Raw genomic sequence first — 14475 nt, forward strand, 5'->3', positions numbered from 1 at the left:
GATTTGAGTGAGCCGAGGTGCAGGGGGTGTTCGGCGGGGCGGTTCTGGCCGTAGGTGGCGAGGATGGCCTGGGCTTCGATGGGGTCGCCGAGTTTCGTGCCGGTGCCGTGGGCCTCGACGACGTCGACGTCGGAGGGCTCCAGACGGGCACTCGCCAGCGCCTGCCGGATCAGGCGCTGCTGGGCAGGACCGTTGGGCGCGGTCAACTGGCTGCTGGCGCCGTCCTGGTTGACCGCGCTGCCGCGGATGACGGCCAGCACCTGGTGGCCGTTGCGCCGGGCGTCGGAGAGCTTCTCCAGCAGGACGAGGCCCGCGCCCTCGCTCCAGCCGGTGCCGTCGGCGTCGGCGGAGAAGGCCTTGCACCGGCCGTCCGCCGACAGGCCGCGCTGGCGGCTGAACTCGATGAAGGTGTTGGGCGTGGCCATGACGGTCACGCCGCCCGCCAGTGCGAGCGTGCACTCACCGTTGCGCAGCGCCTGTATGGCCAGGTGGACGGCGACGAGTGAGGACGAGCAGGCCGTGTCGACGGTGACGGCCGGGCCTTCCAGGCCGAGGGTGTAGGCCACCCGGCCCGAGGCCACACTGCCCGCGCTGCCGGAGCCGATGTAGCCCTCGAAGGACTTGGGGGCGGGTGTCAGGCGCGACGCGTAGTCGTTGTACATGACACCGGCGAACACGCCCGTACGGCTGCCGCGCAGGGTCTCGGGGACGATGCCCGCCCGTTCGAAGGCCTCCCAGGCCACCTCCAGCAGCAGCCGCTGCTGGGGGTCGGTGGCCAGGGCCTCGCGCGGGCTCAGGCCGAAGAACTCCGGGTCGAACTGCGGTGCGTCGTGGAGGAATCCGCCGTGCCGCGTGTAACTCGTGCCCGTCCGGTCCGGGTCGGGGTCGTAGAGGCCGTCGAGGTCCCAGCCGCGGTCGGTGGGAAAGCCGCCGATGGCGTCGGTGCCGTCGGTGACCAGGCGCCAGAGGTCCTCGGGGGAGGCGACACCGCCCGGGTAGCGACAGCTCATCGCCACGACGGCGACCGGCTCGTGCCGGTCGGCCTCGACCTCGCGCAGGCGCTGCCTGGCCTGGGCGAGACTGCCGGTGGCGCGCTTGAGATATTCGCGAAGCTCTTCCTCGGTCGCCATTGCGGTGTTCAACCTCTCGAAGGAACGGGTCGGACGGGGTTCGGGGCGGAGCGGAACCGTTCAGGCCCGGCGTGTGGCCAGCCGGCGGCGGGTGCGGTGGGCGAGATGCGCGTACCGCAGGACGGTTCGCGGCAGGTAGTGGCCGCCCTTCATGCGGAGGACCGACAGGAAGCCCCACAGCTGCATCTCGGGCAGGTGGTGCGGGGCCCCGTGCACGTCGTCGTACTCGACGATCCGCAGGTCCCGTACGTGGCGGCGCAGCCGCCGCGGGTCCTCGGCCGGGATGATCTCGTCCCGCGTGCTCGCCGCGTAGGCCAGCGGGACGCAGAGCTCGGCCAGTTGACGGTCGCTCAGCGCCCAGTCGCGGATGTGCTCGCCGACGTCCGCGTCCGGGACACCGGTGAGGTGGGCGAGGGTGTCGACGGTGATCCGGGGCAGCCGTGCCTGCCAGGCACGGTCCGTGAAGAAGTCGTGCACCGGCGCGCCGACCGTCATGATGCCCCGGATGCGCGGTTCCTCCAGGGCGGCCCGCATGGCCAGGTGGCCGCTGAAGCTCAGCGTGATGCAGTACGTCCGTGCCACGTCGGCCACGTCCGCGACGGCGTCCAGGAGCTGTGGCAGCAGGTGCCGGCTGTCGGCTCCGTAGGTCAGGGTGTTCTCGCCGACGCCGGGGAGCTCGGTGACGAGCCCGGCGAAGCCCAGCCGGTCCAGTCGGGTGAGGAGCGGGGCCCACTGCTCCTTGATGCTGACGATGCCGCCCATGAACACCAGCAGGGGCCGCCGCTCGTGCCGGCTCAGTCCGCTCGTCCAGCAGCCCACCCGGCCTCCGGGAAGGTCCAGGTCGAGGCGATCGATGCCGCCGGTCTCCTTCCGCCAGCGGTCGAAGGCGTTCACGCAGCGCTCCAGCGCCGCGCCGCGGGCGGGGCCGTCGACGTAGGGGAAGCGGGCCATGTTGAAGTGGCGGCAGGCCTCCAGGTACCGGCCCGCTCCTTCGAGCCGCTCGCCGACCTCGCACCACTCGCGTGTCCAGGAGCCGGCCGCGCCCTCGTCGTCGGTGTGGATGCGGCCGAGCAGCTTCTCGAAGTGGCCCGGCGGCAGGGACTGCGCGCGGGCGTGGGCGCCCACGTACTGCTTGAGTTCCTCGACGTCGTTCATCGGTCCGTGGAACCGGCCGCCGTGACACCGGCGGTCCGGTTCTCTCCTCCTTCCGGCGTGCCGGGGAAGCCTTCGAGGCGTTCCTTGATCTCGGTGAGCATGTCGGCCGCCTCGGCGCCGTCGATGACCCGGTGGTCGAAGGCCAGGTTCAGGCGCATCACGGGTGCCACCGTCACGGCGCCGTCGCGGACGACCGGCCGGTCGACGACCCGTCCGACGCCGAGGGTGATCGTGGTGCCGCCCACGGAATGGAAGCCGTCCACGGCGCGGTGGCCGAGCGAGCTGACCGCGAACGTCCCGGTGCGGGCCGCCCGCGCCGTCAGCGACCGGGTCGCCCTGCGGAACAGCGCGCGGCCGATCGGCACGGGCAGCTTGTGCAGTGCGCGCAGGCTCGCGAACTCGGCCATGAGGTCGGGGTCGCCGTCGCGGTAGTGGTCCACCTGGCGCTGGATCTCCTCCAGGCCGGCCCGTTCGAGGCCGGGCAGCACGGCGGCGAGGACGACGCGCCGGCCGCCGAGCCGCCGGTCCAGGGCGAGCTTGGCACTGGTGGAGCCGTAGGTGACGGTCCTCGGCAGCAGCCGGCCGCCGATCGCGCTGTTGGCCTGGGGGTGGTCGGCGACGACCCGCGCTCCGGCGTGGAGCACGTAGCTGACCACCGAGTAGCGGCGGCCCTCCTCGGCGGCGGTCGCGCGGTGCCGCCACACCCGCTCCATGTCGACCTCGGTGTCGAGGAAGACCGGCGCGAACGCCTTCGCCCCCTCCAGGAAGTAGAGCGTGTGCCGCCGCTCCCGGGCGACGGGGACCGGCCTCATCCGGACACCGCCACGTCGTACAGGCCACGCAGCGTCGTCGCCTCCAGGGCGGCGGGCAGGGACAGCGAACGACCCGTGCCGCGTTCCAGCAGGGTGAGCAGGGTGATGAGGTGGACGGAGTCCCAGCCGGCGACCTCGCCGAGGGGCCGGTCCACGTCGGTGTCGTCGACGGGCAGGCCCAGGTCGTCCCGGACCAGCGTGATGAAGTCGTCGATGGAGTTCACGGGGTGTTCCCTTCGCAGGACTCGGTCAGCTGCACGTGGTCGGGGACCGGGGGGACGGACGCCAGGTCGTGCCGGAAGACGAGCTCGCCGTCGGCGTCCGACACGGGCACGAAACCGTTCTGCGGATAGAAGTCCCGGACCTTGGCGTTCTTGGCGCTCGCGCGGTAGGTGGCGAGCACCTCGCGCGCTCCGTCGGCCCGCGCCTGCCGCAGCACGGCCGCCACGGCGGTCTGCTCGATGCCGCGGGCGAACACCCGGCAGCTGAGCAGGAAATTGTCGATGTGCACGGTGGTGCCCTCACGACGGGTGAAGACCACGCCGACCAGGCCGTTCTCCCCGAACCGGTCGCCCGCGTGCACGGCCAGCACCCGGGTGTCCGGGCCCGCGGCCAGCTCCTTCACCTCGGCAGCCTGGAGCCGTCGCGCGGTGAGGTTGAACTGGTTCGTGCGCAGCGTCAGCTGAGCCGCCCGCGGCACCTCCCGCTCCTCGACCGGGCCGATCCGCACCCGCACCCCGAGCTCGCGCAGGTAGTCCTGGAGGGAGTCGAAGCCGTGCAGGAAGTCCTTGCGCTCGGCCTCGGCGCGGTAGAGCGCGGGGCGCACGCGGTCCTCGACGGTCAGCTCGCGGACGTCGAACCAGCCGTCCCGCAGCAGCTTCTCGACGTGCCTGGCCGGCTCCTCGTCCAGCGGGACGACGCTCACCCCCGGCAGCTCGTGGCGCACGAGACCGCACTCGTAGGGACTGTCGTCGACGAACACGACGCTCTCGACGGCCAGGTTGAGGTCCTCGGCCAGCTCCTTGAGGTTCTCGTGCTTGGGCCGCCAGTTCACGGCGAAGCGGACGAAGTCCGCCTCCCGCAGCGTCATCCCCGGGTGGCCGGCGACGACCTCTCGGACCGGGGCCAGGTCGTTCTTGCTCACCGCGGCCAGCAGGACACCCTGCGAGGCGAGCTGCTTGAGCACCTTCTGGAACGCCTGGAACGCCTCGCCGCGCGGGCTGTCGGCGACCTCGATGCCGTCCGCGCCGTCGTCGCCGAGCACACCGCCCCACAGCGTCTGGTCCAGGTCCACGGCCAGGCACTTCTTCGTCTGCCCGGCCACGATGCGGGCCAGGTGACCGGCCTCCCGGGCATAGCGCGAGAGCATCCCCGACGAGAGGTGCGCCTTGGCGTAGACGCTCAGCCGCGGGTCGGTGACCGCGACGCCCTCGGCCGCATGCGGGTCCAGGTCGAGCACGACCAGCTCCGGGTGTGTCTCGGCCAGGCGCAGCAGTCGGGCGTTGGCCTCGCGCCAGACGGCGCCGAGCCGGGCCCGGGAGCGGTGGTCGATCAGCTGGGAGACGAGGACGCGGGGCAGCGGCATGGTGTTGAGCACGAGGGTGCCGCTGGCCGACCCGGCGAAGCGGGCGGTGAGGGCGTCCAGCAGCGCCGTCTTCTCGGCGAGTACCGCCTCGACGTCCTCCGGGCGCCAGGGCGTCGGCAGCTCGTCCATGACGATCACGGGGTCGAGCAGGCACAGGACCAGGTCCGGAGCGGCGGCGTGCAGGGCGCTGCCCGGGTCCGTCAGGTCGAAGACGTAGGAGTTGAAGTCCGAGACGACCGTGCGCAGCACGAGGCCGTGGCGAGCACCCTCCAGGGCGAGGGCCGGGAGGAGCGCGGAGAGCGTCCCGTGGCCGGTGACGGCGACCGTGAGGGCCGGCAGCTCGGGGTGCTCGTGCAGCACCTCGTCCGGATCGACGCGGGACAGCAGTTGCGTGGCCCGTACGGAATCCGCCTCGGGCAGGCGCGCCAGCAGGGACTTCAGGCCCGGGTAGGCGGCGGCGAGACGCCCGGCCCGGTGCAGGGCGAGCAGTTCGTCGGCCGGATCGGTGGCCGAGGCGGTGGCGGTGGCGGGGACGGAGGTCATGGTGACGGTCGGACCCCTTCCAGCGCGAAGCCGGCCTTGATCCACTTACTGGACTCGACGGCGATGCCGATCGCCCGCTCACCGGGCGCGAGCCGCTCCAGTGCCCGCTCCAGCTGGAAGAAGACCAGGGCGTTGGCGTTGTTGCCCGTCGTGTTGACGCAGGAGACCTCCTCGGCGCCCGCGACCCCCAACCGCTCCACGATCCGCCGCGTCATCCGGCCGGAGAGCTGCGGCGGCAGCAGATAGGTGACGTCCTCCTCGCGCCAGTCCAGGTCGTCGAGCAGCTCGCGCAGGGTCTCGTCGGACATCTCCGGCACATGCTGCTCGATCGCCTTGTAGTCCTCGGTGGCGGCGGGCCGCTCCGAGTGGCGGTCGACGGGCCCGAACCACTCCAGCGTCGCCCCGGCCTCCCGGTTCAGCCCGGTCAGCCGGGTACGGACCGACACCAGCTCGCAACTGCCCGCCGTGGGGTCCGTGCTGAGGACGGCCGCGCCGGCGCCGTCCCCGAACAGGACGTAGTTCACGAGCTGGTCGGGCGGAAGCTGCGCCAGCTCCGCGTCGCAGTCGTAGAACCGCGCGAGCACATCGGCACCGATCACCAGTGCGGTGCGGTGCCGACCGGTCTGCAGCATCTGATGGGCCACGTCCAGGGCCTGGACCGCGCCCGAACAACCCGACTGGAGCTGGTAGGTGGGCACGTCGTCGATGCCCAGCCGGTCGCAGATGACATTGACCGTGGCGGGCATGAGCTGCTCCGGGGTGGCCGTGGCCATCACGACGAGGTCCACCTCGTCCGGCCGCACCCCCGCGCCCTCCAGGGCCTGCCGGGCTGCCGCCTCGCCCAGACCGGACAGCGACGTGCGGATCTCACCGGTCTCGATGTCGACTGCCAGATGCCGGTTGCGCGTTCCGATGAACGCGTCCACCCACTGCTCCCACAGGGCGTCCATGCCGAACCGGCGGGCGAGCGCGGCATTGTCGACGGGCGGTCCGGGCAACGCGGTTCCCACCGACAGGATCCGGATGTGTGGTGTGTCCACGACCTGCTCCTCTCTCTGCCCGGACATGGTCCGGAAAGCCGCTACCGTGCTGCTTACGCGCCGCTTTCGCGGGCCGCCGCATTACGTGGCGCTAACGCCCGGGAGACACGGGGTTGCAGGGCATTCGCGGCGCCTCCTAGCTTTTCCGGCTGCGGGGAAATCCCTGCCCGCAGGAAGAAGACGAGGGGAATGCGATGGAAATCACCGCCCCGCAGGGCCTGTCCGGTGCACCGCCCTTTCCCCAGCAGAGGGCCTGCCCCTACCAGCCGCCGCCCGCCTACGAACAGCTGGGCGCACAAGGGCCGTTGTCCCGGGTCACCCTCTTCGACGGCCGCGTCGTATGGTTCGTCACCGGCTATCCCGAGGCACGCCAACTGCTGGCGGACCCGCGGATCTCCGCAGACCGGCAGCGCCCCGACTACCCGGCCGTCGCGCCCCGCTTCCAGGCCGAGGTCGCCAAGCGCCTGGTGCTCATCGGCATGGACCCGCCCGCCCACGACGAACACCGGCGCCTGCTCAACCCGGACTTCAGCCGCAAGCGGGTCGCGAGCCTGCGGCCCGTCGTGCAGGACATCGTCGACCACTACGTCGACCGGATGCTCCGGACCGGCCCGCCCGCCGACCTCGTACGCGACTTCGCGCTGCCCGTGCCGTCCCGGGTGATCTCCGAGGTGCTGGGCCTGCCCCACGAGGACCTGGAGTTCTTCCAGGACGCCTCACGCCGGCTCCTCCAGGCCACCACCGGCGAGGAATCCCAGGAAGCGGGACGCGAACTCATCGGCTACCTCGACGCGCTGGCCACCCGCCGCCGCACCGAGCCCGGCCCCGGACTGATCGGCCGCCTCGCCCGCGAAGACGTCGCCACGGGCCGCCTCAGCCACGCCGACCTCGTCCAGATAGCCCTGGTCATCCTGGTCGCCGGACACGAGACCACGGCCTCCACCATCGCGCTGGGCGCCATCACCCTGCTCGACCACCCCGAACAGCTCGCCCGCATGCAGGCCGGCCCGGACACCGTGCCGGCCGTGGTCGAGGAGATCCTGCGCTGCGTGGCGGTCACCGACCTCGCCGGAGTGCGGGTCGCCACCGCCGACATCCCCGTCGCCGGACAGGTCATCCGCGCGGGCGACGGCGTCCTGCTGTCCGCCACCATGGCCAACCGGGACGGCCGCGTCCACCAGGACCCGCAGGCCTTCGACACCGGCCGCACCGGCCGCCGCCAGCTGTCCTTCGGCTACGGCATCCACCAGTGCCTCGGCCAGAGCCTCGCCCGGCTGGAACTGGAGATCGCCTTCTCCACCCTGTTCACCCGCATCCCCGCGCTGCGCCTGGCCGTCCCCGCCGACCGGCTGCCCACCCGGCCGCCCGGCAGCGGCACGGTGCAGGGCGTCAACGAGATGCCGGTGACGTGGTGAGCGCCGGCAGGCCCGCCGACGCGCTGGTCACCGCCGACCGGGAAGCCTGCATCGGCGCCGCCCAGTGCGCTTACAGTGCCCCCGCCGTCTTCGACCAGGACGACGACGGATACGTCCTCGTACGCGATCCGCACCCCGGCCCCCACGAGTGGGACGCGGTGCGGGAGGCCGTGGACCTGTGCCCCGCACAGGCGGTCCTGCTCCGTGGCACGGCCGGCGGGGCCTGACCACCGGCACCACCACGGGACATGACGACGAGCCCCGGAGGCCGAAGCCTCCGGGGCTCGTCGCGTCCGGCCGTCACGGACGGCTGCCGCCCGGCCCCCATGCGACCGGCAGCGAGCCCAGCGTCCTGATCTGCATGCCCTTCAGCCACTGCACGTCCTCGGGTGCCACGTCGAGCCGCAGGTCCGGGAAGCGCGTGAGCAGTGCGGTGATCGCCACCTGCATCTCCGCCCGGGCCAGAGCGGCGCCGGTGCAGTGGTGCAGACCGTGCCCGAAGGACAGGTGGGCGTTCCCCGCCCGCCGCAGCTCCAGCACCTCGGGGTCCTCGAACGCCCTGGGATCCATGTTCCCGGCCGGAGTCGCGCACAGCACGGGCTCACCGGCCCGGATCAGCTGCCCGCCGATCTCCACGTCCTCGGTCGGGTACCGGGCGAACGTCGCGTGCGAGACGAGCGGGACGAAGCGCAGCAGCTCCTCGACCGCCTGCGGGACGGCCTCCGGGTGCTCCCGCAGCAACTGTGCCTGGCCGGGCTGCGACAACAGGACGTAGAAGGTCGAGGCCAGCTGGGAGGCGGGAGTGTCGTAGCCGCCGACCAGCAGCGTGTACACCAGCTCCAGCAACTCCTCGTCGGTGTACGCGCCGCCCTCGGCCGCAGCCTCCAGCATGGCGCTCACGAGGTCGTCACCCGGCTCCCGGCGGCGCAGGTCGATCAGCCCGCGGACGAAGTCGCGCAGCAGCTCCAGCTCGACCGCGATCTCCTCCGGCGACAGCTCCGTCCTGCCGAAGAAGCACTGCACCATGCCCTGGAACCGGTCCCGCTCGCCCTCGGGTACGCCCAGGAGCTCACAGATGTTCAGCGCGGAGAACGGGCCCGTGAAGGCCGTGACGAGATCGACCGGGGAACCCTGCTCGGCCATGGCGTCGAGCAACTCCTCGGCCACCCGGGCGATCCCCGGCCGCAGCCGCTCGACACCCCGGTTGGAGAACGGCTTGGAGATCAGACGCCGCAGCCGGCCGTGGTCCGGTGCGTCCGCACCCATGATGCTGCCGCCCACCGGCACCGGCGCCACCCGCGCCTCGTCGCGGTCCGCGGCGGCGGCGCGGCCGAACCGCTGGTCCCCGAGAACGGCCTTGATGTCCGCGTACCGGCTCACCAGCCACGCGTTCTCCCCGTACGGCGGGGTCACCCACACCGGACGACCGTGCTCAAGGAGTTCACGGTAGCTGTGGTCGATGTCGAGCCCTTTGATCGCTGTGAATTCGAATGGGACCGGAACCCGTGTGGAGGCCATCGAGTCTTCCTTCGCCGTGAGGGCACGCACCCGCACTGCGCGGCGCGTTGGTGCCCCCCAGCGTCACAAGGAACGCTAACGGCGGACTTACCCGTCTTCTGCCGGCCGCGGAAGGGAGCAGGGCACGGATCGCGGAACAACGGACACCGGAACGGCGGCCCGGCGATCATCGCCGGGCCGCCGTTCCGCGGCTGTCCGGAAGAACGAAGCGAGCCGTCGGCTCAGTCGAGGTCGTTGTCGATGAACTCGAAGAGATCCTCGTCCGCGACTGCGTCCAGCCCGCCCGGGAAGCCGGCCGAGACGTCCGGCTCACCCGAGCCGCCCTTGGCGGTCAGCCTGCTCAGGAGCGCCTCCAGCCGGGCCTTCGTCCGGGAGCGGCTCTCCTCGTCACCGGAGATCTCCTCGAACGCCGCCTCCAGCGCGTCGAGCGGCGACAGGGCCGCGTTCGCCATCTCCTCGGCCAGTCGGCCGAGGAGATGGCCGGTGATGGCGACGGGAGTCGGGTAGTCGAACACCAAGGTGGTCGACAGCCGCAGCCCGGTGGCCGCACCGAGCCGGTTACGCAGCTCGACGGCGGAGAGCGAGTCCAGACCCATGTCGAGCAGCCCACGCCGGGGCTCCACGGCCGAAGGCGAGGCGTGCCCGAGGACATCGGCGACGTGGCGGCGGACCAGCTCGTCGAGGAACCGCTCGCGTTCCGCGTCGTCGATGCCGAGCAACTGCTCCCGCACCCCGGCCTCGCCCCCGGCGGGCGAGGCGACCGACGGCGCGGGGCCGGCCGGTACGGGCACCAGCTCCCGGTACAGCGGGGCCAGTTCGCCCGCTGCCGCACGGTTGCGCAGCGCCCCCATGTCCAGCAGGACCGGCACCGACAGCGCCGCGCCCCGCGCGAGCGAGGCGTCGAACAGCTTCAGCCCCGCGGCCGAGGCGATCGGCAGGATGCCGCTGCGCCCGATCCGGGCACGCTCCGCCGCACCCAGCGACTGTGTGAGAGCGCTGGTCTCCTCCCACAGGCCCCAGGCGAGGGAGGTGGCGGGGAGTCCTTGGGTGTGGCGGTGGTGTGCGAGGGCGTCGAGGTAGGTGTTGGCGGCGGCGTAGTTGGCTTGTCCTGCGTTGCCGAGGGTGCCGGCGATGGAGGAGTAGAGGATGAAGGTGGTGAGGGTGTGGTGGTTGCGGGTTGCGTGGTGGAGGTTGCGGGCTGCGTCGGCTTTGGCGTGGAGGACGGTGTCGAGTTGGTGGGGGGTGAGGGTTTCGAGGGTGGTGTCGTCGGTGGTGCCGGCGGTGTGGATGACGGTGGTGAGGGGGTGTTGGTCGGGGATGGTGGTGAGGAGTGCGGTGAGGGCGTCGGGGTCGGCGACGTCGCAGGCGGTGATGGTGGTGTGGGCGCCGAGTGCGGTGAGTTCGGTGGTGAGTTCGGTTGCGCCGTTGGCGTTGGGGCCGCTCCTGCTGACGAGGAGGAGGTGGCGTGCGCCGTGCTCGGTGACGAGGTGGCGGGCCAGCAGTGAGCCGAGGGTGCCGGTGCCGCCGGTGATGAGGATGGTGCCGTTGGGGTCGAGGTGGGGTGTGTGGTTGGTGGTGGTGTCGGCTCGTTTGAGGCGGGGGGCGAGGAGGGTGTTGTTGCGGAGGGCGAGTTGGGGTTCGCCGGTGGCGAGTGCCGTGGTGATGAGGTCGGGGGAGAGGGATTCGGTGTCGGTGTCCAGGAGGACGAAGCGGTCCGGGTGTTCGGACTGCGCCGTACGCACCAGACCCCACACCGGTGAGACGTCGAGGCCGGTCACACCGTCCCCGGCTGCCGCCGCGACCGCGTCGTGCGTGACGAACACCAGCCGCGCCCTGTCGTCCCGTTCCTCCGCGAGCCACTGCTGTACGGACCGCAAGGCTTCCTGAGCCGCGTGGTGCAGGGATGCGGGTGCGTCCTCATCCGTCCGCGCTCCGGAGCCGAACGACACGACGACGGGAGTGGGGCCGCCGGCGGGCCGGTCCGACGCGGCCGGAGCCGTCGGGACGGGAACCCATTCCACGTCGAACAGCGAGTTCCGGTGAGCGGCGGCCGATGACAGCAACTGCCGTACGTCGACGGGCCGCAGCGTCAGGGAGTCGATCGACACGACCGGCTTGCCCTCGGCATCCATGAGGGTCAGAGCGGCGGAGTCCGCCGACACCGGTGAGATCCGCAGCCGGGCGGAGGCGGCACCCGCCGCGTGCAGACGCACCCCGCTCCACGCGAACGGCAGCCGCAGCGTGCCACCGGATTCCCCGCCGTCCCCGGCCTGGAGACCCAGGGGGTGCAACGCGGCGTCCAGGAGCGCGGGGTGCACGGCGAACCGTGCTTCCTCGCCGCGCAGGCCCTCGGGCAGCCGCACCTCGGCGAACAGCTCGTCCCCGGCGCGCCAGACGGAGGTCAGGCCGCGGAAGCCGGGGCCGTAGTCCTGGCCGTGCACGCTCATCAGCTCGTACACCTCCTCCACCGGGACCTGCTGCGCGCCGGCCGGCGGCCAGTCGGCGGAGACGGAGAGGCCGTCCTGCTCCTCGCGGTCCGGTCGCGCCAGCAGACCGACCGCGTGCCGGGTCCACGGCGCGTCGGACTCGTCGGGACCACCAGGCCTGGAGTGAACGGTCAGCTGACGGCACCCGGCGTCGTCGGGCTCGCCCAGGACCACCTGCACCTGCGCGAAGGACTGCTCGGGGACGACGAGCGGTGCCTCAAGGGTCAGCTCCTCCAGGACCGTGTGCCCGGAGCGGGCTCCGAGGCACAGAGCGAGATCGACGTAGGCCGTGCCGGGAAGGACGGCCGTGCCCTGGATTGCGTGGTCCGCGAGCCACGGGTGACTGCGCAACGACAGCCGTCCGGTGAAGAGATGCCCCTTTCCGTCCACGAGTTCGAGGTCGGCGCTCAGCAGCGGGTGCCCGGCGGTGCCGAGACCGAAGTCCGTGGCGTCACCCGTGGCGTCCGGGGTGTCGAGCCAGTGGCGTTGGCGTTGGAAGGGGTAGGTGGGGAGGGGGGTGGTGTGGGTGGTGGGTCGGTGGTGGGTGTGCCAGTTGATGGGGGTGCCGGTGGTGTGGAGGTGGGCGAGGGCGTTGGTGGTGGTGTGGGGTTCGGGGTGGTTTTTGCGGAGGGTGGGGATGAAGTGGCCGGTGGTGGTGGTCTGTTGGGTGAGGGTGGTGAGGGTGGTGTCGGGGCCGAGTTCGAGGTAGGTGGTGGTGCCGAGGTTGTGGAGGGTTTGGATGGCGGGGTGGTAGAGGACGGCTTGGCGGGCGTGGTTGATCCAGTGTTCGGGGTCGGTGAGTTGTTGGGTGGTGGCGGTGGTGCCGGTGAGGGTGGAGATGATGGGGATGGTCGGGGGGTGGTAGGTGAGGGTGTGGAGGGCCTGCCGGAACTCGTCGAGCATGGGTTCCATGAGGGGGGAGTGGAAGGCGTGTGAGACGTTGAGGAATCGGGTTTTGGTGTCGGTGCCGAGTTGCTGGGCGATGTGGGTGAGGGCGTCGCGGGTGCCGGAGATGACGGTGTTGGTGGGGCTGTTGATGGCTGCGATGGTGGCGTTGTGGTTGTCGAGGAGGGGTTGGATGTGGGTGGTGGGGGCGTGGATGGCCATCATGGCGCCGCCTGGGGGGAGGTGTTGCATGAGGCGGCCGCGCAGGGTTACGAGGGTGGCGGCGTCGGTGAGGGAGAGGACTCCGGCTACGTGGGCTGCGGTGATTTCGCCGATGGAGTGGCCGGTGAGGTAGTGGGGGGTGATGCCCCAGGAGGTGATCAGGTGGTAGAGGGCTGTTTCGAGGGCGAACAGTGCGGGTTGGGTGTACTCGGTGCGGTCGAGGAGGGTGCTGTCTTCGAAGACGGCTTTGTGCAGGGGGTGTTGCAGGTGGGGGTCGGTGGCGGCGCATACGGCGTCGAAGGCTTCGGCGAAGACCGGGTAGGTCTGGTGGAGCTCGTGGCCCATGCCCGTGCGTTGGCTGCCCTGTCCGGCGAACAGGAAGGCGAGTTGTCCGTCGCTGTCGGCGTGTCCCTGGATGATGCCCGGGGCCGGTTCTCCTCGGGAGAGGGTGGCCAGGGCGTCGAGGAGTTGGTCGCGGTGGGTGCCGGTGATGACGGCGCGGTCGGGGAAGTGGGTGCGGGTCAGGGCCAGGGCGCGTGCGACCTCGGTGATGGTGAGGTCGGGGTGGTGGGTCAGGTGGTCGTGGAGCTGGTGTGCCTGGTCCCGTAGCGCGTTCTCGCCCTTCGCCGACAGCACCCAGGACGTCGGGCCGGCCGTGTCCGGGGCGGGCTGTGTGTCCTGCACCGGCGCCGGTTGTTCGAGGATGAGGTGGGCGTTGGTGCCGCTGATGCCGAAGGAGGAGACGGCGGCGCGGCGGGGTCGGTTGTCGGGGGTGGTCCAGGTGTGGGGTCGGGTGAGGAGGTTGACGGCTCCGGTTGTCCAGTCGATGTGGGGGCTGGGTGTGTCGGCGTGGAGGGTCTGGGGGAGGGTGCCGTGGTGCATGGCCATGACCATTTTGATGACGCCTGCGACGCCTGCTGCTGCTTGGGTGTGGCCGATGTTGGATTTGAGTGAGCCGAGGTGCAGGGGGTGTTCGGCGGGGCGGTTCTGGCCGTAGGTGGCGAGGATGGCCTGGGCTTCGATGGGGTCGCCGAGTTTCGTGCCGGTGCCGTGGGCCTCGACGACGTCGACGTCGGAGGGCTCCAGACGGGCACTGGCCAGCGCCTGCCGGATGACGCGTTCCTGGGCGGGACCGTTGGGCGCGGTCAGGCCATTGCTCGCACCGTCCTGGTTCATTGCCGAACCGCTCACCGAGGCCAGGACGTGGTGGCCGTTGCGCCGGGCGTCGGAGAGCTTCTCCAGCAGGAGGAGGCCCGCGCCCTCGCTCCAGCCGGTGCCGTCGGCGTCGGCGGAGAAGGCCTTGCACCGGCCGTCCGCCGACAGGCCGCGCTGGCGGCTGAACTCGATGAAGGTGTTGGGCGTGGCCATGACGGTCACGCCGCCCGCCAGTGCGAGCGTGCACTCGCCGTTGCGCAGCGCCTGTATGGCCAGGTGGACGGCGACGAGCGAGGAGGAGCAGGCCGTGTCGACGGTGACGGCCGGGCCTTCCAGGCCGAGGGTGTAGGCCACCCGGCCCGAGGCCACACTGCCCGCGCTGCCACTGGTGAGATAGCCCTCCAGCTCGGCCGGCATGTGGTGGAGCCTGGACGCGTAGTCGTTGTACATGACGCCGGTGAAGACGCCGGTCTGGCTGCCGCGCAGCGTGACGGGGTCGATTCCGGCGCGTTCGAGGGCTTCCCAGGCG

The 14475-nt window shown here is 71.6% G+C and carries 10 protein-coding genes; 2 read left to right on the forward strand and 8 right to left on the reverse strand.

All coding sequences use genetic code 11. The annotated features are described in order from the left end of the window. From AB0O11_RS37710 to AB0O11_RS37735, 6 genes are all read right to left on the reverse strand, one after another. A partial coding sequence (locus AB0O11_RS37710; protein WP_363396628.1) for a beta-ketoacyl synthase N-terminal-like domain-containing protein occupies positions 1-1130 on the reverse strand: 1130 nt, incomplete at its 3' end. Positions 1131-1190: 60 nt separating this feature from the next. Next, the gene (locus tag AB0O11_RS37715) at positions 1191-2285 is read right to left on the reverse strand and encodes an alpha/beta hydrolase (protein WP_363396631.1); all 1095 of its coding nucleotides are present in this window, start codon (positions 2283-2285) and stop codon (positions 1191-1193) included. After that, positions 2282-3097 carry a 2-oxo acid dehydrogenase subunit E2 gene (locus tag AB0O11_RS37720; RefSeq protein ID WP_363396634.1) on the reverse strand — a complete coding sequence of 272 codons (816 nt, stop codon included), beginning with the start codon at positions 3095-3097 and terminating at the stop codon, positions 2282-2284. Before AB0O11_RS37720 ends, AB0O11_RS37715 begins: the two co-directional genes overlap by 4 nt. After that, complete coding sequence (locus tag AB0O11_RS37725) at positions 3094-3321, reverse strand: acyl carrier protein (protein ID WP_363396637.1); 228 nt, start codon at positions 3319-3321, stop codon at positions 3094-3096. The genes AB0O11_RS37720 and AB0O11_RS37725 overlap by 4 nt, the downstream gene beginning before the upstream one ends. Continuing rightward, a complete protein-coding gene (locus tag AB0O11_RS37730; protein ID WP_363396640.1) occupies positions 3318-5225 on the reverse strand; it encodes an HAD-IIIC family phosphatase in 1908 nt (635 codons plus the stop codon). Before AB0O11_RS37730 ends, AB0O11_RS37725 begins: the two co-directional genes overlap by 4 nt. Then, entirely contained in the window at positions 5222-6265 is a 1044-nt protein-coding gene (locus tag AB0O11_RS37735) for a 3-oxoacyl-ACP synthase III family protein (RefSeq protein WP_363396643.1), read from the reverse strand. Before AB0O11_RS37735 ends, AB0O11_RS37730 begins: the two co-directional genes overlap by 4 nt. Positions 6266-6459: 194 nt before the next feature. Between AB0O11_RS37735 and AB0O11_RS37740 the strand changes: the two genes are divergently transcribed. Both AB0O11_RS37740 and AB0O11_RS37745 read left to right on the forward strand, forming a co-directional pair. Continuing rightward, positions 6460-7680 (forward strand): cytochrome P450, encoded by a 1221-nt coding sequence (locus AB0O11_RS37740; protein WP_363396646.1) that lies wholly within the window; start codon positions 6460-6462, stop codon positions 7678-7680. Then, positions 7677-7907: a ferredoxin gene (locus AB0O11_RS37745; protein ID WP_363396649.1), complete on the forward strand. Its 231-nt coding sequence runs from the start codon at positions 7677-7679 to the stop codon at positions 7905-7907. The genes AB0O11_RS37740 and AB0O11_RS37745 overlap by 4 nt, the downstream gene beginning before the upstream one ends. A 73-nt stretch (positions 7908-7980) precedes the next feature. On the opposite strand, the gene AB0O11_RS37750 is transcribed toward AB0O11_RS37745, so the two are convergent. After that, positions 7981-9198, reverse strand: a complete 1218-nt coding sequence (locus AB0O11_RS37750) for a cytochrome P450 (protein ID WP_363396652.1) — start codon at positions 9196-9198, stop codon at positions 7981-7983. Positions 9199-9419: 221 nt separating this feature from the next. Further along, positions 9420-14475 (reverse strand): SDR family NAD(P)-dependent oxidoreductase (locus AB0O11_RS37755; protein ID WP_363396655.1); only part of this gene is annotated, 5056 nt, incomplete at its 5' end.

Origin of the sequence: Kitasatospora sp. NPDC093102, assembly GCF_040683915.1 — a bacterium.
In the GTDB taxonomy this organism is placed as follows: domain Bacteria; phylum Actinomycetota; class Actinomycetes; order Streptomycetales; family Streptomycetaceae; genus Kitasatospora.

Coding starts and splice junctions, on each gene's coding strand:
- AB0O11_RS37750 (WP_363396652.1), bottom strand. CDS start 9,198: ATGGCCTCCACACGGGTTCCGGTCCCATTCGAATTCACAGCGATCAAA.
- AB0O11_RS37740 (WP_363396646.1), top strand. CDS start 6,460: ATGGAAATCACCGCCCCGCAGGGCCTGTCCGGTGCACCGCCCTTTCCC.
- AB0O11_RS37730 (WP_363396640.1), bottom strand. CDS start 5,225: ATGACCTCCGTCCCCGCCACCGCCACCGCCTCGGCCACCGATCCGGCC.
- AB0O11_RS37715 (WP_363396631.1), bottom strand. CDS start 2,285: ATGAACGACGTCGAGGAACTCAAGCAGTACGTGGGCGCCCACGCCCGC.
- AB0O11_RS37720 (WP_363396634.1), bottom strand. CDS start 3,097: ATGAGGCCGGTCCCCGTCGCCCGGGAGCGGCGGCACACGCTCTACTTC.